Source organism: Micromonospora sp. 050-3 (assembly GCF_046549335.1).
Lineage (GTDB): Bacteria > Actinomycetota > Actinomycetes > Mycobacteriales > Micromonosporaceae > Micromonospora > Micromonospora trifolii.
Genome location: NZ_JAJPVX010000001.1, coordinates 574866 through 592845, shown reverse-complemented (window position 1 = coordinate 592845; position 17980 = coordinate 574866). Strand labels below are relative to the sequence as shown.

Here is a 17980-nt window from a genome sequence, read left to right as displayed (position 1 = left end):
CGGTTGCATCCGGAGGAAACCCTCCGCTAGCTTAGTGGAGGCACCCCTCCGGAATCCCGGAGGCCTGCCTCCGGTTACTCTACCTCGGGACCCGCCCGATCGCCGCCTGGCCACCCCGATCGCCCGGACCCCGACAGACCACCCCGTCACAGACGACGGGCGACAAGCCTTCATCCCGTACGTAATCAGGGAGTTTTCTCTCGTGGCAGTGACCTCCCGACGCAGCTCGCGTCGGCTCACCTTCACCGTGCTCGCGGCCGGCGCCGGGTTCTTCGCGATGCTCCAGTCGCTGATCACCCCGGTGCTGCCGACCATCCAGCAGGACCTGCACACCTCCCAGAACACAGTGACCTGGGTCCTGACCGCCTACCTGCTCAGCGCGTCGATCTTCACGCCGATCCTCGGACGCGTCGGCGACATGGTCGGCAAGGAGCGGATGCTCGTCGTCGCGCTCGCCGCCCTCGCCCTCGGCTGCCTGCTGGCCGCCATCGCACCGAACATCGGCGTCCTCATCATCGCCCGGGTCGTGCAGGGCATCGGCGGAGCGGTCTTCCCGCTGTCGTTCGGCATCATCCGCGACGAGTTCCCCGCCGCGCGGGTCTCCACCGCCGTGGCCGCCATCTCGGCCATCGTCGCCGTCGGCGGTGGCCTGGGCATCGTGCTGGCCGGCCCGATCGTCAGCACGCTGGACTACCGCTGGCTGTTCTGGATCCCGATGGTCGTCGTCGGGCTGACCGCCGTGGCCGCGCACCTGTTCGTGCCCGAGTCACCAGTCCGAACCCCCGGTCGCATCGACTGGCGCGCCACACTGCTGCTCTCCGCCTGGCTGGTCGCGTTGCTGCTGCCGATCAGCCAGGGAGCCACCTGGGGCTGGACCTCCCCCCGGGTGCTCGGTCTGCTGGCGCTGGCCGTGGTGCTGCTGGCCGGCTGGCTGGTCACCGAACTGCGGTCCAGCAACCCGCTGATCGACATGCGGATGATGCGCCTGCCCGGCGTCTGGACCACCAACCTGGTCGCCCTGCTCTACGGCGCGTCGATGTTCTCCGTGTACGCGTTCCTCCCGCAGTTCCTGCAGACCCCGACCGCCGCCGGTTACGGCTTCGGGGCGAGCATCAGCCAGGCCGGTCTGCTCATGCTCCCGATGGTCAGCGCGATGTTCGTCGCGGGCATCATCGCCGGGCGACTCCAGGCCGTCTTCAGCGCCAAGGCGCAGCTCGCCACCGGCGCCACGTTCAACGTGGCCGCCTCCGCGATGCTCGCCACCGCGCACGACACCCGCTGGGAGGTCGCCATCGCCGGTGGCCTGGTCGGCCTCGGCATCGGTTTGGCCTTCGCGTCGATGGCCAACCTGATCGTCGCCAGCGTGCCCGCCAGCCAGACCGGCGTGGCGACCGGCATGAACGCCAACATCCGCACCATCGGCGGCGCGATCGGCGCCGCAGTGGTCAGCGGCGTGATCACCGCCAACCCGCAGGCCAACGGCCTGCCCCGGGAGGCCGGTTTCACGATGGGGTTTCTCGTCCTCACGGCGATCGCCCTTGCCGCCGCGCTCGCGGCCCTCGCCGTCCCGTCCGCCCGGCGGCCGTCGGCCGGTCGCCGGCCGTCCGCCGCGACGATCGTCGAGTCGGAGCTAGCCGGCGAGTTCGCCACCATGCCGGCGACCCGCTGAGGAAACGTGTCGCAGCCCGGGCGGTTCGCCGCCCGGGCTGCGCCATGCTCAGGAGTACGCTGACCGCTCTCCCCACCCACCGACAGTCGTCTTTCAGGATGCGCCCATGTCCGAGTTGTTGACCGCCGACCGCATCGACGAGATCGGCGCCCTGGGCCTCAAGAGCCCCGACCCGGCCGCGTTCGTCGCCGAACTGGTGGGCGCCGTCGACGAGGGGCGGGTCGCGGACCCCGACGACACCGGCTACGCCCTGCTGGTCGCCGCGGACATCCTCAAACAGGCCGGTGACCTGGCCGACGCGCTCGCCCTGGCCACCCGAGCCATCGCCGAGCAGCCGGACGACAACGCGTACGCCCGAGCGGTGCGCGGCGGTCTGCTGCTGCGCCTCGGCCGCTCGGACGAGGGCATGGCTGAGCTGACCGCCCTGCGTCCGCTGCTGGAGACCGACCCCGCGGCCACCTACCTGATCGACGAGCTGGCCGAGTCCGACCACACCGACACGGCGTTGGAATGGCTCACCGGGGCACTGGACGCCATCCTGGAACGGACCCGCGCCCAGCAGCACGAGTCCGAGGACGCCCAGGACGAGGCCGCGGCCATGATCTACGGCCTGGCCCAACGGCGGCACGACCTGCGCGAAGAGCAGGGCCTACCCCACGACGAGTACGACAACCTCGCCGACCGGCTGCGTGCCGCGAGCACCCACGCGCTCGACGCCCTCGACGACGGCCCGGCGACGCTGCTGTTCTGGCCGCAGGCGGAGTTCACCGCGCTGCTGCTGCGCTGGCCCACCCTCGTCGACAGCTACCCCGCCACCTGGGACGAGCACCGCGCCCAGATCGAGCGCGCCCTCGTCGACGCCTCCGGGATGGGCGGCGCCGACCTGGGCGTGGTCGTCGGCACGGTCGCCGACCTGGCGGCCTTCGCCGAACGCACCGGCAGCGACCCCACAGGCGAGGAAACCCTCGACGAGTACGCCGACAGCCTCGACGAGTCGGGCGTGACAGCCTGGCCGCCCGGCCGCAACGACACCTGCTGGTGCGGGTCCGGCGCCAAGTACAAGAAGTGCTGCCTGCCGCGCTCGCGCGGCTGACCGTTCCCGCGCTTTCCCCCACCTGCCACCATCGACCTGTTCGTAGCTATCGCTATCGGTCGGAGTCTTGGATGTGGGGCTTGGGCGACGTCCTGGACGCGTGGTTCGCGGGTAGGCCCACGGAGAACCTGGAGCTTTTCGGTCTGGCCATGGTCCTCTGGGGTCGGCTGGGCAAGTCGATGCTCTACCTGGCCGGGCTCACCGTCGTTCTGGACCTGCCCGATCCGGAGCAGCTCAAGGAGTGGGGACAGCGGACCATTGAGCGCGCCGACGGGCCGTTGGGCCGGACGCGGCGCAAACGCCAGGTTCGTCGGCTACTGAAGCTCCAGGCAAACGTCCTCAAAGACGTCGTACGGACAACCACGTTCGTCTCGCCCGGCCAGGCACTCGCTTACGTGCGCCTTGTCAACAAACCTCCGGATGCCGTTCCCGCGGGGCTCAACGTGGCACTTGCCACCTACCTCGACTTCCACAGTCAGGTCATGGCCGCGATCCCCGATGCACACACCTGCGGGGGACGGCACGAGCTTGACGTGTGTCCGCAACAGCAGGCCTACGCCCGGAGCCGAATCAACGCGCTGATCGGCAGCCAGTTACCAGCGGACGAACGGAACCTGGTCCTGGACATGGAGCGCTCCGACAGTGGCTGCCTCGTCGTCCTCGGCGCGGCCGGCGTGCTCGTCGGCCTCGTCGCCTTTACTGCCGGCTTCACGAACAAGGGGGCGTCCTGGACTTATCCCGGCCTCGTACTCACCGTGATAGCCACGATCATCTCCTTCCCGACACTGCGTCTTCTCGTGTCAGCGGCGCCCTACCGCGTCTGGGGCGGCCTACTGTCCGGCTACGGCGGACTGCTCAACCAGACTCGGCCGTTTCGCCTCCTCCGGTGGGCTGCGGCCGTCCTCTTCGTCGTCGGTGGCCTGTTCGACCTGCTGGCCTCGTGACGACTGCTTGGGCCGCAACGCGGGCCAGGCCGCGCGGAGGCTCGCCGCGCCGCTAGGCTCCAGTGCGGAGGTGGGCCCGTGACCGCGGCAGAGCAGCACGAGACGATCGAGGACAGCCCGGTTGGCTGGGTCGCCAGCCACATCCGGCGCTACGTGCGGACCGACGGCGCCGACGGGGGCACCTTCCACGGCGTACCCTCGCTGCTGCTCACCACCCGCGGACGCCGATCGGGCACGCTGCGCCGCACGGCCCTGATGTACGGGCGCGACGGCGACAACTATCTGCTGGTGGCGTCCAACGGCGGCGCGGCCAAGCACCCCGCCTGGTACCTCAACCTGAGCGCCGACCCGGCGGTGGAGATCCAGGTCGGCGCGGAACGGATCGTCGGCCGGGCCCGGACCGCGACCGGCGAGGAGCGTGTCCGGCTGTGGCCGGTGATGACGAAGGTCTTCCCGACGTACGCCCGCTACGCGAAGGAAACCGACCGCGAGATCCCGGTCATCGTCATCGAGCGTGAACCCGCCATGGATTGATATCCCTCAGTGCCGGGGAGGGCTAGGGTGACCCTAGGTAAGCACCCCACTCCGGCAAGGAGGACCTCGTGCGCCGCATCATCACCGCCATGGCACTACTCGGGCTGTCACTATCCGTCATGCTGGCGCCAACGCCGGCCAGCGCGGCAAGCACCGTCGACGTCACCTCCGCGACCCTGGTCGCCCGCGGCGTCGCCGTGGACATCACCCTCACCGTGACCTGCCCAGCCGGCCTGTCCGGCGCCACTGAGCTGATCGTCCGGCAGCGGTCGGGCAACCGGGTCGCCTACGCAGGCGATTGGGCGCCTCTCAACAGCTGCACCGGCGAGCCGCAAGCAGTGACCGGACGAGCGTGGGTGGAGGGCGGCGGGCTGGTCCTGCACAAGGGTGTCGCGCTGATCAGCGGAGGATTCGAGCTGTGCAACCAGGACGTCTGCGACTACCCGAACTTCGAGCAGACGTTCCGCATCACCCGCTGAGCGAGCAGCCGTGCCATCGCCGCACGCTCGTTGACGGGGCATGTGAAGAGGAGTACGTCAGAACCTCTTCGACACCTACTTTTCATCACCGGATCACTGGCGCCGTCCCGGGTGATCGGATCAGGCACGCCCGTCACCCGGCCGCCTCAATGGCGGCCTCCACCTTGTCCAGGTAGTTGAACCACCACTCCCCCTCATCGGGTTGAGAGGCTGTGGCGAGGAGATTGGCTGCGACCACGAACACCGCACTCACGCCGCCGGCGGTGTTCGCGACTCGTGGCGGATTGCCCGTCGTCACGGCGGCCAGGATGGCTTGCACGTCGTCTGCGGAGACCTCGGCCCATCGTTCCTGCTGAGCGATGTCCGGCGAAAGTTCGCTTATCTCGTGGGTGAAAGGCGGGCTGGATTGCGCTGCCACCACCCGTGGTCAGTTTCCCAGCGCTCGGACCTTGGCGATCGTCTCCTGCACATGTTGCTTGGCCGGGTCGCCACCCTGAGACGCCTGAGCGAGCGCCTGACGGTACGAGTCGATCATGCCGACCAGCGGACCAGCGGCTACGCCTTCCAGCGCACCGGCGACGAGTGCTCGCGCCTCGGCTGCGTCCTGTGCTGCCGCTGCGGTCTTGGCCTTCGCCTCGTCCAGCTTCTGCGACGCCGCCGCCAACCTCGCGATGATCTGTGCTGCGCTCACGCGCACCTCCCCGTGGTCGACCATCGCCTCCACCACCGCACCGGCAGAGACCACATGGGAGCGTACGAGATTCGCGCACCCAGCGCGACCGCGTGATCGCTCCCGACACCAGGTTCGCTAATCCAGAACGCGCCGTTCGGCCGATCTTGCAGTTTCGGTCGCCGAGATGCGCGGAATGCCCCTTACGTCGGGACAGTATGTGCAAGATCGCGGGGAGGGAAATCCGGCCCCCGTCGATCAAGCGGTTAGGGTGCCTGATTTGGCCCAACAACGGGTGCTTTGTCTCTCACCACAACTCCATGATCGACGAGGCAGTGCGGCTGACGAACAGCACCCGGCTAGGGCAACGGCGTTGGTCATTACGAGCAGCAGATCCGAGATCAAGCCGTGCGGGGGGGATTCGCCCCAGCTACTCAACGCTCCGCAACGTACACGCCCACGCCGGGCACACCGACCACGAGCCCTTCGGCCTTCAGCGTGAGCATCGCATTGCGCACGACGATCGCGGAGACGCCGTGAATCTGGCAGAGCTGCGCGGTTGAGGGCAGCTTGTCGCCGGGCGACAACTCGCCCGAGGCGATCTGCTTGCGGATGTGCTCGGCAAGCGCAACCCACTTGGGGCTTGGTGGCATGGCGGTACTCCCTGGTCAGCACCGCCATTCGACCACTCCTCACCTTGTTATCGCAAGTGATAGCTTGACTGCGATAGCTTGTTATCCTAGGCTCCGACCTGAGCAAGTTCCCTGGTCAGCACCCGAGGAGCTGGTTCGTTCCCACCGCGCAGGAAGCGCCCGGTCGGTCGGTCCCCCCGTTCGACCGGGCGTGCCGGGGTCGTGCCCGCACGCCGCCCCGACGCAAGAGCCGTGAGCAGCTAGGAGACGACCCGACGGGAGCCCCCGATGCCCGATCGACCTGACGAATCCCCCACCGACCCACCAGCACCAGCACCAGCACCAGCTGAGCAAGGCCATCGCCTTGTGTCCGAAGAGGACGTCGAAGACGCCGACGACGTCCTCTTCGCCCATCCGCCCCGGGTGGTCCGTCGCTGGCTCTGCGGGTGCGGCGTCGACTACCCCTGTACCGATGTGCGCTTCGCCCTGCTGGTGAAGTCCAGTGCCGAGGCCGGCGAGTGAGCACCGATGCCGTGGACGACCTGCGTGCCGCTTGGCTGGCGACGATCTCGGCCACCGATCGGGCCGGCGCGCAGTTGCACGGGACAGGGCCGCCCGGCCGGCGGTTGCCCTGGCAGGACGCGGTCACGGAGTGCTGGCGGGCGTTGAGCCTGCTCTACGCCGGCTTGGCCGCCGATCGGGAGTCACCGGGCGGCTCGGTCGGGGACCTCCTCGCCGGTCTGCGCGCCGCCCAGGTCGACGCGGACCAAGCCGCCGCGCTGGCCGCCCGTGTCCGCTGGCGCTTGGGCGCGACCGAGGACCGGCTGCGGCGTACCCGGGAAGTGGCGGACATGGTCGCGGCCCGGCACCTCGCGGCGGCGATCACCCGGTTGGACCTGGTCGTGGCCCGGCTCGCGGTCGGCGGCTGCCGGATCCAACGCTCGGTAGCCGCACTGATTGACGGTTCGGTGGCGGCACCCACCGAGCGCTCGGCGGCGGCAGTGGCTGGAGAGCCGGCGACAACGCCCACGCCGCAACGGCCCACCAGCCACCGCGACGCCGACCACGACGCCGACCACGGCAGGGCCCGCGACGCCGGCAGCGCCGAAGTGATCGCTCGCGGTTGCCGGGCAGCGAGCGCTCTGGTGACCAAGCGGCATCGACTGACCAGGCCACGCACACACAGGAGAGCACTCACGATGATCAGGGGGCGACGATGGTGACCGACCCGCAGGCGGCCCTACGCGGCCTGCTGACCGGGCGGCTGCGCGGCCACGAGCGCCGGCTGGGCCGGTTCGCCGAGTCGGATTGGCGGCGGTACGCGGACCTGCTCGCCGGTGCGCTGTTGGTGGCGGTACGGCGGCGGTTCGTCGCGGGGCAGGATCGCGCGCCGGTGATCCGGTTTGTGGCGTCCGCTCGGGAACGCTACGACGCGACCGGGCGCGACGTGGACCCGGTCCTGGCCGAGGCGCTGGTGTGGGCAGCGCTCGGTGAGCGTCCGCCCGTGCCCCACGATGCGGCGGCGATCGTCGCGCGGACGGTGCTGCTGCTCGGCCTGCTCGAAGACGAAGGTCTCACCGACCGCGAACTCGACGAAGTCCTCGTGGCCGCCGCACACGCCGCCGACGACAGGGCCCACGGCGCGGATCCCCAGCAGGCAGGCGCATCAGTCGCACCAGACCGGCGCTAAACCAGCCCGAAGATCGACACGGGATAGCTGAAGTCGGGGTATCCCGCTGGCGCGGATACCCCGATTTCCGAGATGCCGAGTGGATCATGCTCGGGGCCAGCCGGCGGGGTCAGCGCAGGCCGCGGACCATCAGCAGGTACGCGCAGTAGGCCATCGGCACCACCAGGAAACAGATCAGGAACCCGAGCGGCAGGTACCGCGGCGGGGTGCCGGCGACCATCGCCGGCCGTCCCCACCGGCCCAGCACCAGGTACCCGCCGAAGAACGCCACCGCCGGCAACCCTGCGCAGATCCACGCGCCGAGGGTGAACCCGTCGACCAGACCGACCCCGGAGGCGAGCACCAGCATCAGCACGAGCATCCCGGCCGCCGCGCCGCACCCGGCGTAGACGGCGACCGCCCGGGCCAGCGGCGACCACGTCGGCAGCAGCGCCGGCCGCTGGGCCAGCAACTCCGCCTGCTGCCCGTGCCGGTCGGCCTCGTCGGCCATCCGCCGGGCCAGCTCCAACTCCACCGCCGGGTCGGCCGCCGCCGCGCGCTGCGCGGGCACCCCGCCGCCCGCCGGGCTCACCGCCGTCGGCAGCGCCAGCCGCGCCTCCCCCGCCGGCAACTGGGGGTACGCCCCGACCTCCGCCTGCCCCGGCGCGCCGGCTGCGCCGGCGGTTTCCCCGTCCCCGGTGCCGGGGGCGGCGAAGGGGCCGGCCCCGGAGGGTGGGCCGGGCCAGGCGGCAGTCTCGCCCGGCCCGCCCGGCGCGGAGGCCGGGGCGGCGGGTGGCTGGTCGACGCCGATGGCTCGGCCGAGCTGGTCGAGGCGCTGCCCCTGGGCGTTCAGCCGCTGCTGGAGGTAGTCGACGGCGGCGTGCAGGTCGCGGCGGCGAGCGGATTCGGCGGCGGCGTGCTGTTCCCCGGCGCGGTGCTGGGCGGAGAGTTGTCGGGCCAGCGCCGCGTACTCCTCGAAGGACACTGTCACCGCTCCCCGTCCGGCTCGTGCCCGTCGCCGACGAACGGGACGATCAGCCGGGTGCGCTGGTCGTGCCTGTCGATCAGCAGCGCCCGGTCGGGGCGGGGCGTGTAGGCCAGGTCGTGCGCTCCGAGGTGCAGGGCCAGCTCGGCACCGGGCACGTTGAGCGCGACCAGGCAGGCGACGTCGTCGCGGTTCTGGGTGCCGCCGAGGTCGTCGGCGAGCCGGCGCAGCCCCCGCCACCAGCCGAGCAGGTGCACACCCTGCCCGGGGCCCTGACGCAGGACGGTACGCAGGTCGTCCAGGCCGGAGCGGAAGGTGCCGGGGTCGGTGGCACCGAGGACGGGCGCGGCGGCGTCCATGCCGAACACCACCAGGTATTCGCGGCCGGTGGGCTCGGCGGCCAGCGCGGCGATCCGGTCGCGCAGCCCGGCCGCGTCGAGGCGCAGGACCGGGTGGCCGGCGGCCCGCAGCAGCGTTTCGGTGTCGTCGGCGATCGGGTCGGCGACGGTGACCAGGCAGGCCAGGTGGAAGCGGGCGTCGCCGGAGGTGTGCTGGCGGGCGAGGCTGAGCGTCGCGGCGCGCAGCACGTCCGCGCCGGTCGGCGCGGTGCCCACCACGGCGAGGTGCCGACCGGGGGTGGTGTCCATCAGGAACAGTGCTGTGGTGCCGTGCACGTCGACGGTTCGGCCGACCAGAGCCATCGGGCGTCGACCGCCGGGGCGCAACCCGGCGAACGTGCTGTCGTCCTCGATCCGCGCGGCTTCGTACCCCTTGAAGACCGCAGGGGCCCGCGAGCCCGGCGGGCGGGCCTGCCACAGGTCGTGGCGCAGGGCGGCGAGGTCCGCCGCGGCGGCGTGCGCGTCGGGGAAGCGCAGCACTGTGTCGGCGCCGACCGCGCCGGCGGCGGTGTTGACCACGGCGGAGCCGATCGGCAGGGCCGCGGCGGCGGCGTTGAGCTGGTCGAGCACCCCACCACCGCCCGGCAGGGCCACCCGCAACGCGAACTGCCCGAAGATCGCCTCGGCCCGCCCGTAGAGGGCTTCGATGCCGGTCATGCTCTGGCTGGCGAGCACCAGGTGGATGCCGTACGAGCGGCCCTTGCGGGCCAACTCCTCCAGCAGGTCGACGGATTCGCGGGCCAACGCGTCGTTGCCGGCGAGCAGCACGTGGAACTCGTCGATGACCGTCACGATGCGCGGCAGCGGACTGTCAGGGGGCAGGTCGGCGAGCTTGGTGACACCGTGCCGTTTGAGTGCTGTGGCCCGGCGCTGCGCCTCCCGGCGCAGCTCGCGCAGCACGGCGAGACCGTACTCGCGGTCGGATTCGATGCCGACGGCACGGGCGTGCGGCAGCCAGGACGGGTCCCGACCGGTGGGCACGAACTCGGTGAAGCTCACGCCCTCCTTGAAGTCGAGCAGATAGAGCTGCAACTCGGCCGGCGAGTAGCGGGCGGCCAACCCGTAGAGGACGTCGAGGAGGAAGACGGTCTTGCCGGCGCCGGTGCGCCCGCCGACCAGCCAGTGCGGGGTGGCGTCGTCGAAGGCGAGCGTCAGCGCGGCACCGCTGCCGGCCCGGCCGATCACCGTACGCAGGCCGTTGCCGGCGGACTCGGCCCAGCGCCGTTCGGGCAGCAGGTCGGTGAAGGGCAACGCGTCGGCGCGACGGGTGGCGGTGCCGAGGTGCTCGGCGAGCGCGCGTACCGAGGCGGGCGGCGGGTCTCCGTCGAGCACGACTGGTGCGGCGAGCCCGCTGCCGTCGGCGCTGAAGGGGGCGCCGGGTGGGTCGCCGACGTGCGCGTACCCCTGGTTGAGCCGCACCGCTGTGGTGCCGCCCAGCGGCGGCGCGCTCTCGCCGGGCAGCCGGGACGGGTGGCCGGCGAGCAGCACGCACACGGCAGCGGCCGGGCCGGCGTGGGTGAGCGCGGCGAGCCGGGCCAGCTCGCGCGGCGGCGGCGCGGCGGTGGCGACCACCACCAGCAGGCGGCGGGCGGCGGGCTGACCGTGCTGCGCGGCGCGGGCGTGCTGCTCGGCGGAGTCCAGCAGCGCGGTTACCTCGGCCTCGCCGGTGGCCGGCGGGTCGAGCACCCCGGCGTCGAGCAGTGGTCGCAGCGGGCCGAAGGTGGCGCCGAGCGCGGCGGTGTCGATGCCGGCGACGCAGACCTGACCGGGCGGCGCGGTGGCGACCAGCCGCAGCACCAACGCCCGCAGGAGCCCGGCGACCTGCGGGTCCCGGGCGTCGGTGTCCAGGGCGAGGTGGTGGCCGCCGCCCAGCGGGACCAACACCGGAAAGGTGCCGTCCGCTGTGGACGCCTCGCCGATCCGCACCGCGGCCGGCTCGTCGGTCAGCGGCGTGACACCCGGGGCGGGGGTGGCCAGGGCGCCGCCGAGGCCGGCGAGGCGGGCCACCAGGTCGTCGGCGCCGATCGGCGCGACGGAGGTCGGCGCCGCCCCCAGGACGCTGCGGGCAGTGTCCAGATGCGCCCGAGCCGCCCGGTGGGAGTTGACCGCCTGCCCGTACGCCGACGCGAGCCTGCCCACCCTCTGCCCCCAACGCCACGGCCGCCTGGTCCCAGGAACCCTAACGGACACCGACGGCACCCGGACAGTCCTGCGAGGACGTGTCACGCCGGACCGGTCAGGCGGGGCCGCACGCCGCCGAGCCGGACGCGTCGGCCGCCCCGCAGCGGAACACCTCCACCGGCGCCCTCGCCACGTCGGGCACCTGCTCCACCCGCATCAGGGCCAGCCGCTTGTCGACCGGCTCCCCCGAGTCGGGCGTGAACCGGATCAGCCCGGCCACCCCCGGGTAGCCCTGTCCGGCGTTCTGCCGGAGCACCTCCGCGTGCACGCCCACCGGGTTGACCGAATCCGGCTGCCAGCGTTGCCGGGGGTCGGCGTGGTGCAGCCGGGCGGCGAGGCTCTCCACCGCCCGGACCAGCATCATCGACGCGTCGTAGGCGAGGCTGACCCGCTCGCCGACCTGCTCCTCGGAGCCGGGCCGGCAGCGCGGCGGGTCGAGCAGGTCGTCGGCCTGGATCCAGGACAGGAAGCTGGCTCGCGCGTCGTCGTCGCGCCGGTCCTGGGCGGCCCGCAGCGCGGCGCAGGTGGCCAGGGCCGCCTCGGAGACGTACGTGACGGGCAGGTTGCCGGGCGCGGCGGCGCGCAGCCCCGGGTTGGCCATGTACCGGTTGGCCGAGTCGTCGGCGACGAGGTGTCGGGGCGGGTTGCCGCCGCACTCGCGCAGCGCCCGCAGAAAACCGTCGAACTCCGACCAACGACCCGCGTAGAAGAGCATCCCGGTGTAGCCGCACTCGTCGATCAGCCGCTGCCCGTTGCGCCACTCGTCGAGGCGGGTGATCCGAGGGCCGAACTGTTGTCGGAGCCCGTCGACGAGGGTGCCCACGTAGAGGTCCTCGGTGAGCGTGCTGCCCTCCAGGGTGGTGTAGAAGACGTGCGCCTCGTTGACCTTCAGCACCTGCTTGGCGTACGCGTCGACCAGCTTCACCTGGTCCTTGTTCGGGGCGGAGATCTGGAGGTAGAGGCGGGAGTTGGCGTCCATCTTGTCGGCGGAGAGGGTGGGCGCCAGCACCGGCAGCCCGACCTGGTTCAGCTCGCGCAGCGCGCGGGCGGTGCTGGTGCGGCTTTCCACCAGCCCGACCACCCCGAGCACAGTGGGGTCGTCCCGGGCCAGCTCGGCCAGCATCGCCACGGCCCGATCAGCGTAGATCATCTGGCGGCCACCGTTGGCCACCACGATCCGCAGCAGCGCGGCGCCGTCGGCGCCGGCCGACTCCTTCAGCAACGCGTACTGGGCGGTGGCCATCCCTTCGAGTTCCTCGCGCTCGGAGACGTACGACTCCTCGTCGGCGCGGGTCCGGTTGCCGGTGAGGGTGCCGAGGTAGACCAGGGTGAGGAAGGGACGACGTCTGTCGCTGCGCTGCCAGACCTCCTCGGCGGCGCGGTTCTGCGCGAAGATGCGCTCCTGAACGGTGCGCAGCCGGTCCTGGCCGGGGTCGTTGTTGAACACCTGCGCGGCGCTGTCGCTGTAGCCGACACACTCGCCGCTGGCCGCCAGTTCGACCGACACCTGGCCGGTGAGCGAGGGGTGACAGCCCGGCCCCCACCGGCTCGCCACCCACAGGCCGAGCGTCGCCACCAGCACCAGGCACAGCGCCGTCGGCAGGAAGCGCCGCGACCACCACGGCGGGTCGGGAGCGGAGAAGGGCCGCAGCCCGCCACGTGACGGTGGGCCGATGTCGGTCTCGTCGGGACGCAGCGCCACCAGCCAGGTGGCCGGGCGGCGCAGCCGCCGCATCTCCGGCAGCGCCCCGGCCCACTCGTCGTACGCCTCGTCGGCCTCGGTCAACGGGTGCGGTTCGGGCAGGTCCGGTGGCGGTTGACCGCCGGACGCGACGATCAGCAGCGGGTCGTTGCGGCCGGTCTCGGTGCGGACGTCGCCGATCAGGCGGACCAGTTCACCGCCGACGTTGCCGGGTGCGACGTGGTCGATCAGCAGCGCCGGGTACGCGGTGCGCCGCCAGTCCGACGGTCGCCACGGCCGACGCCGGTACGCCTGCCGCAGGTCCTCCAGGAACGCGTGCAGCAGCAGCTTGTTGACCTGGTCGGGTTGCTCCCCGTCGCGCCAGCCCGCGGTGAGGCGCTCGGCGAAGCCGAGGAAGGTGACCGACTGCCGGGGCGCCAGATACTGCTGGCGCATGAACCAGTTGTAGTGCCGCCCGAGCACGGGCACCCGACCGGAGACGGCGGCCCGGAAGACCACCCCCGGCACAGCGCGACGGACCAGCCAGAGCAGCACCTGGGAGACGATGCTGACCGCGTCGCCTCCGGAGGGCAACGCCTCCGGCGTGCGCGGGCCCTTGCGGTCGCGCAGCCGGCGGACCAGGGCGGCGCGGCTGTCGTCGGCGTCGATGCCCAGGTTGAGGCTCTGCTGCATCAGCCAGTCGGCGAGCGGATAGTGCCGGAAGCGCAGTCGGGCGGCGCCGAAGGCCTCCAGGGAGAGCTGCCGGTGCAGCTCACGCAGCAGCGCCGACACGTCCCCGGCGCCGGGCGGCGCGTCGGCGTCCAGCACGGCGTGCGGGACCCGCCGCCGGGGGCCCTGGCCGAGGAACCGGCGCAGCGGCACCATCAGATCCGCGGTGTCGGAGCGGACCAGCCACAGTAGCGGCAGCCGGCGGTCGCCGCGGCGGGGTCGCCGCAACAGCCGGGCGAGCAGCGCGAACAACTCCAAACCGCCGGCCGGTAGCCGTTCCCGGCCCGCTGTCGACTGCCGTTGGCCGATCAATTCCCGCTTGGGCAACTCCGAGCGCCGCACGTGTCACCTCCGATCAACACAGTGTGACCTTGCGGGGCAAGGCACGCCAGAGGGCGACGACCGCCGATGGGTGTGGCGGGCCGGCGACGTTCACAGTTGTCGATTAGGTTGGCCTGGCGAACACCCGATGGAGGGAGTCCACCCCGTGCGACGAGTCCTCACGGCGGCCACCACCGCCCTGACCCTCACCACCGCCGGCACCATGCTCGCCGGCACCCCCGGCCAGGCCGCCCCGACGGGCTGGGGCCGTCCGGTCGTCTCCGCCGCGCCGCAACCCGGCGCGCCCGGACTGGGCGACAGTTACTTCCCCGACTACGGCAACGGCGGCTACGACGTCGAGCACTACGACGTCCGGCTGCGCTACGAACCGGCCACCGACCTCCTCACCGGCACCACCACCATCCTCGCCACCGCCACTCAGGACCTCTCGACGTTCAATCTGGACTTCCTGCTCGACGTCGAGTCGGTACGGGTCAACGGTTGGGCGGCGAGCACCAGCACCGCGGGGGCGCACGAGTTGGTGGTCACCCCGGCCCGCACTGTGGCCCGGGGCCAGCAGCTCACCATCGTCGTGCGCTACTCCGGTGTCCCGTCGGAGGCCCTGGTCAACGGTTACACCGGCTGGACGCGTACCGACGACGGCGCCCTCGCCGTCAACGAGCCCGAGTCGGCGTGGTGGTGGTTCCCGAGCAACGACCACCCACTGGACAAGGCCACCTACGACATCTCGGTGTCGGTGCCCACCGGCGTCGAGGTGATCAGCAACGGCGTGCAGCCGAGGCCGCCGCTGGCCGAGGCCGGCAACCGCACCCGGTGGATCTGGCGAACCACCTCCCCCACCGCGACCTACCTGGCCTTCATGGCCATCGGCCAGTACGACATCGTCACCGACACCACGCCGAGCGGCCAGCCGGTGATCAACGCGTACAGCACCTCGCTGGGCGCTCTCGGGCCGGCCGCGCGGGCCAGCATCGAGCGGACCGCCGAGATCGTCGACTGGGAGAGCGGGATCTTCGGCCCGTACCCGTTCGAGGCGCAGGGCGGCGTGGCCGGGCCGATCGACGGCATCAGCTTCGCCCTGGAGACGCAGACCCGACCGGTGTACGGGCCGGGCTTCTGGCGACGCGGCGCCAACACCTACGTCGTGACGCACGAGCTGGCCCACCAGTGGTTCGGCGACTCGGTCTCGGTGGCCGACTGGCGCAACATCTGGCTCAACGAGGGCTTCGCCTCGTACGCGGAGTGGCTCTGGTCGGAGGAGCAGGGCGAGGGCACCGCCCAGGAGGTCTTCGACTTCACCTACGCCAGCTACCCGGCTGACGACGAGTTCTGGCAGGTGCTGCCCGGCGACCCGGGTGCCGCTCGGGTCTTCGACAACGCCGTCTACGACCGGGGCGCGATGACACTGCACCAGCTGCGGCTGGCCGTCGGCGACGACGCGTTCTTCGAGATCCTGCCGACCTGGACCGCCGAGCGCCGCTACGGCAACGGCACCATCGAGCAGTTCCAGGCCCTGGCCGAGCGGATCTCCGGGCTGGACCTGGACGACCTCTTCACCACCTGGCTGTTCACCGCCGGCCGACCCGATGTGGCCAGCGCCGCCCGTAAGGCCGCCCCGCCGGCGGAGCCCAAGTCCTGGGCCAAGATCCGCGAGTCGCACCACCTGATGTCGCACTAGAGGCAGGTCAGCACCGACGAGAGGGCCGTCGCTGACGCGGCGGCCCTTTCCGTCGGTGCTCGCTGGTCGTGCCGGAGCAGACTCAGTCGCCATCATCACTGCGACCCGGGGGTGGTCCCGCCCTTGCGCGTCCTTTGCTCTGCTTCAACGGACGCAACATCGGTTGTCCGAATATCGGACGTGCGGCGTTGCCTGGGTTGAAGCAGAGCAAAGGACGTGAGGACGTACAACGGGCGCTGGCCTACCGGCGGGGCCGTCGCCAGCAGCAGGGGCGGCGCCTGCGCGGAACAGCGTGCGCAGATCGGGCAGAGGTCGGACGGCTCAGGACGTCGGCGTCGCCGCGTCGGCAATGCTCGCCTCGACTCCGCGGATGTGCCGGTACGCAAACCACAGCGGCGGGAACGCCCCGACCGCGAAGGACAGGTCGACGAGCGTCCAGAACCAGGGGATGTCCCGGATCGGGCCGCAGATCAGCGCCAGCGGAACGATGCCCGCGCAGGCGATCATGCCGACCTGCACCACCCAGACGTTGCGCACCGGGTCGCGCAGCGGCCCCCAGAAGGCCACCGCCAGCACCAGGTGGGCGAAGGCCAACCAGTCGGTGCCGTAGAGCAGGAACGGGTAGTCCTCGCCGGCCGTCACGAGCCCGGTGTGCACCCGCTCGATCCAGGCGACCAGCGCGGGCAGTTGGCCGGCGAGCGGGTCCAGTACGCGCAGCAGCCAGCGCACCTCGATCTCCAGCGGAAAGGCGGTGACACCGCTGAGGAAGAGCCCGATCAGCACGATCCACAGCCAACGGCGGGTTCGCCGTAGCCGCTCCTCAATGTCCATGATCGCAGCGTAACGATGATCTTCATGTCGTCCGGTCCCGAAAGCGGGCCGCCGGGGGTGACAGCTGTCTCAGCGGTTCGTCACCGCCCCGGCGGTGGCCAACTCCCGGAGCCGTACCCCGCCCGAGCGCACCGCACCAGCGTCGGCGGGCGCGATGACACAGACCGCACCGGTGGGCCGGACGATGCGGGCGGCCCGGAACGCCACTCGTCGTACCGGATGGCGTGGTCGCGGAATGACCAGCGCGAGGGTCGCCGCTTGGCCGCGCTGCCGGTCCAGGGCGACGCCCGCCGCCGCCGTGGCGATCGCCGCTGCGGCTCCGGCGAGGACGAGCGTCTGCCGGGGTCCGGCGTGTTCGGCGAGCCAGCCGAGCAGCGGTGCGCCGACCGCGGCGGAGACCGAGCCGGTGACCGCCAGGGCGGCGAGCACCCGGCCCCGCATCGCGCCGTCGGTGTCGAGCTGGGCGCGGGTGCCGACGGTGGTGTCGATGACCACCGCGGCGGCGGCGATCGGCAGGATCACCGCGGCGAAGCTCCAGGTGCCCGGTGCGAGGCCGGCGACGATCTGCAACCCGCTGGCGAACAGGCCCGCGACGACGAGCGTCCGGTAGCCCAGGGAACTCCGGCGGGCCGCGACGAGCGCACCCACCACCGTTCCGACCGCGAACACCGTCGACAGCAGGCCGTACCCGGAGACGCCGGCGTGCAGCGGACCGTCGCTCATCGCGGCCATTGTCACCTGGTAGTTGCGGCCCAGGCTGCCGAGCACGAACGACAGGGCGAGCGCGAGGAGCAGCACCGGCTGCCCGCGCAGGTAGGCGAACCCGGCACGCACACCGCCCCGGGCGGCGTCCGGGACCGGGAGGTCGGGCGCGGCTCCCGGGCGTACGGCGAACAGCGCCACCACCACGGCGGCGAAGCTGGCCGCGTTGATGCCGAACAGCAGGGCGGGGCCGACGGCGGCCACCACCACGGCACCGAGGCTCATGCCGAGGATGCGGCCGGCGGAGTTGGTGAGCGAACCGAGCGCCAGGGCGTTGCCCAGCGTCTCCCGGTCGACGAGGCTGGCGGACCAGCGCCCCATCACCGGGCCTTCGATGGCCGAGACGGCACCGGTGGCCAGCGAGATCGCGAAGATCAGCGGCAGGCCGCCGACCCCGGTCAGGGCGACCGCCGCGAGTCCGGCGGCGAGCACCGCGTGGGCGCCCTGGGCGGCAATCAGCAACGGGCGGGCCGGCAGTCGGTCGGCCAGCACACCGCCCCAGACGCTGAGCAGCAACGTGGGTGCCGCCTGGAGCAGCACGGCGAAGCCCATGGACGTCGCCGAGCCGGTCTCCTTCAGGACGTACCAGTTGACCCCGAGGACCTGCATCCACGTGCCGATGACGGAGACGAATCCGGCGAGCGCCCAGATCCGGTAGTTGCGGTGGCGCAACGCGGCGAAGGTGGCACCTCTGGCCACGACG

At 72.0% G+C, this 17980-nt stretch carries 17 protein-coding genes; 9 read left to right on the top strand and 8 right to left on the bottom strand.

The window, feature by feature from the left end; translation table 11 throughout:
- Positions 1–202 precede the first annotated feature (202 nt).
- The 5 genes from ACLJOK_RS02800 (at position 203) to ACLJOK_RS02780 (ending at position 4719) form a co-directional block, all read left to right on the top strand.
- Entirely contained in the window at positions 203–1669 is a 1467-nt protein-coding gene (locus ACLJOK_RS02800; RefSeq protein WP_410815921.1) for an MFS transporter, read from the top strand.
- Between the two features lie 106 nt (positions 1670–1775).
- Positions 1776–2762, top strand: a complete 987-nt coding sequence (locus ACLJOK_RS02795) for an SEC-C domain-containing protein (protein WP_410815920.1) — start codon at positions 1776–1778, stop codon at positions 2760–2762.
- Entirely contained in the window at positions 2735–3706 is a 972-nt protein-coding gene (locus ACLJOK_RS02790; protein WP_410815919.1) for a hypothetical protein, read from the top strand. Before ACLJOK_RS02795 ends, ACLJOK_RS02790 begins: the two co-directional genes overlap by 28 nt.
- Before the next feature lie 78 nt (positions 3707–3784).
- Positions 3785–4240 (top strand): nitroreductase family deazaflavin-dependent oxidoreductase, encoded by a 456-nt coding sequence (locus ACLJOK_RS02785; RefSeq protein WP_410815918.1) that lies wholly within the window; start codon positions 3785–3787, stop codon positions 4238–4240.
- Between the two features lie 68 nt (positions 4241–4308).
- A complete protein-coding gene (locus ACLJOK_RS02780) occupies positions 4309–4719 on the top strand; it encodes a hypothetical protein (protein ID WP_410815917.1) in 411 nt (136 codons plus the stop codon).
- A 133-nt stretch (positions 4720–4852) separates the two neighbouring features.
- Here the strand turns inward: ACLJOK_RS02780 and ACLJOK_RS02775 are convergent, their stop codons facing one another.
- From ACLJOK_RS02775 to ACLJOK_RS02765, 3 genes are all read right to left on the bottom strand, one after another.
- A complete protein-coding gene (locus ACLJOK_RS02775; protein ID WP_410815916.1) occupies positions 4853–5140 on the bottom strand; it encodes a hypothetical protein in 288 nt (95 codons plus the stop codon).
- Between the two features lie 6 nt (positions 5141–5146).
- Positions 5147–5434: a DUF6244 family protein gene (locus ACLJOK_RS02770; RefSeq protein ID WP_231394634.1), complete on the bottom strand. Its 288-nt coding sequence runs from the start codon at positions 5432–5434 to the stop codon at positions 5147–5149.
- A 389-nt stretch (positions 5435–5823) separates the two neighbouring features.
- Positions 5824–6042: a winged helix-turn-helix domain-containing protein gene (locus tag ACLJOK_RS02765; RefSeq protein ID WP_410815914.1), complete on the bottom strand. Its 219-nt coding sequence runs from the start codon at positions 6040–6042 to the stop codon at positions 5824–5826.
- Between the two features lie 345 nt (positions 6043–6387).
- On the opposite strand from ACLJOK_RS02765, the gene ACLJOK_RS02760 reads away from it, so the two are divergent.
- From ACLJOK_RS02760 to ACLJOK_RS02750, 3 genes are read left to right on the top strand one after another with little or no spacing between them, the layout of a single operon-like run.
- Positions 6388–6543, top strand: coding sequence for a hypothetical protein (locus ACLJOK_RS02760; RefSeq protein ID WP_410815913.1), 156 nt, complete (start codon positions 6388–6390; stop codon positions 6541–6543).
- Positions 6540–7244: a hypothetical protein gene (locus ACLJOK_RS02755; protein WP_410815912.1), complete on the top strand. Its 705-nt coding sequence runs from the start codon at positions 6540–6542 to the stop codon at positions 7242–7244. Before ACLJOK_RS02760 ends, ACLJOK_RS02755 begins: the two co-directional genes overlap by 4 nt.
- Entirely contained in the window at positions 7238–7711 is a 474-nt protein-coding gene (locus tag ACLJOK_RS02750; protein ID WP_410815911.1) for a hypothetical protein, read from the top strand. Before ACLJOK_RS02755 ends, ACLJOK_RS02750 begins: the two co-directional genes overlap by 7 nt.
- A 109-nt stretch (positions 7712–7820) precedes the next feature.
- Here the strand turns inward: ACLJOK_RS02750 and ACLJOK_RS02745 are convergent, their stop codons facing one another.
- From ACLJOK_RS02745 to ACLJOK_RS02735, 3 genes are all read right to left on the bottom strand, one after another.
- Positions 7821–8675, bottom strand: a complete 855-nt coding sequence (locus ACLJOK_RS02745; RefSeq protein WP_410815910.1) for a hypothetical protein — start codon at positions 8673–8675, stop codon at positions 7821–7823.
- Between the two features lie 2 nt (positions 8676–8677).
- On the bottom strand, positions 8678–11212 hold the full coding sequence (locus tag ACLJOK_RS02740) for an FtsK/SpoIIIE domain-containing protein (RefSeq protein WP_410815908.1): 2535 nt from the start codon (positions 11210–11212) through the stop codon (positions 8678–8680).
- 97 nt (positions 11213–11309) lie between these two features.
- Positions 11310–14006: a hypothetical protein gene (locus ACLJOK_RS02735; protein WP_410815907.1), complete on the bottom strand. Its 2697-nt coding sequence runs from the start codon at positions 14004–14006 to the stop codon at positions 11310–11312.
- A gap of 145 nt (positions 14007–14151) precedes the next feature.
- Between ACLJOK_RS02735 and ACLJOK_RS02730 the strand changes: the two genes are divergently transcribed.
- Positions 14152–15684: a M1 family metallopeptidase gene (locus ACLJOK_RS02730; protein WP_410815905.1), complete on the top strand. Its 1533-nt coding sequence runs from the start codon at positions 14152–14154 to the stop codon at positions 15682–15684.
- A gap of 321 nt (positions 15685–16005) precedes the next feature.
- Here ACLJOK_RS02730 and ACLJOK_RS02725 read toward each other — a convergent pair whose 3' ends face one another.
- Together ACLJOK_RS02725 and ACLJOK_RS02720 are read right to left on the bottom strand one after the other, a co-directional pair.
- A complete protein-coding gene (locus ACLJOK_RS02725; RefSeq protein ID WP_410815903.1) occupies positions 16006–16515 on the bottom strand; it encodes a hypothetical protein in 510 nt (169 codons plus the stop codon).
- A 69-nt stretch (positions 16516–16584) separates the two neighbouring features.
- Positions 16585–17976 (bottom strand): MFS transporter, encoded by a 1392-nt coding sequence (locus ACLJOK_RS02720; RefSeq protein ID WP_410815902.1) that lies wholly within the window; start codon positions 17974–17976, stop codon positions 16585–16587.
- Positions 17977–17980: the final 4 nt, after the last annotated feature.

Excerpts from the sequence above, each read along its gene's own strand:
- ACLJOK_RS02795 (WP_410815920.1), top strand. The coding sequence starts at position 1,776 with ATGTCCGAGTTGTTGACCGCCGACCGCATCGACGAGATCGGCGCCCTG.
- ACLJOK_RS02770 (WP_231394634.1), bottom strand. The coding sequence starts at position 5,434 with ATGGTCGACCACGGGGAGGTGCGCGTGAGCGCAGCACAGATCATCGCG.
- ACLJOK_RS02765 (WP_410815914.1), bottom strand. The coding sequence starts at position 6,042 with ATGCCACCAAGCCCCAAGTGGGTTGCGCTTGCCGAGCACATCCGCAAG.
- ACLJOK_RS02750 (WP_410815911.1), top strand. The coding sequence starts at position 7,238 with ATGGTGACCGACCCGCAGGCGGCCCTACGCGGCCTGCTGACCGGGCGG.
- ACLJOK_RS02725 (WP_410815903.1), bottom strand. The coding sequence starts at position 16,515 with ATGGACATTGAGGAGCGGCTACGGCGAACCCGCCGTTGGCTGTGGATC.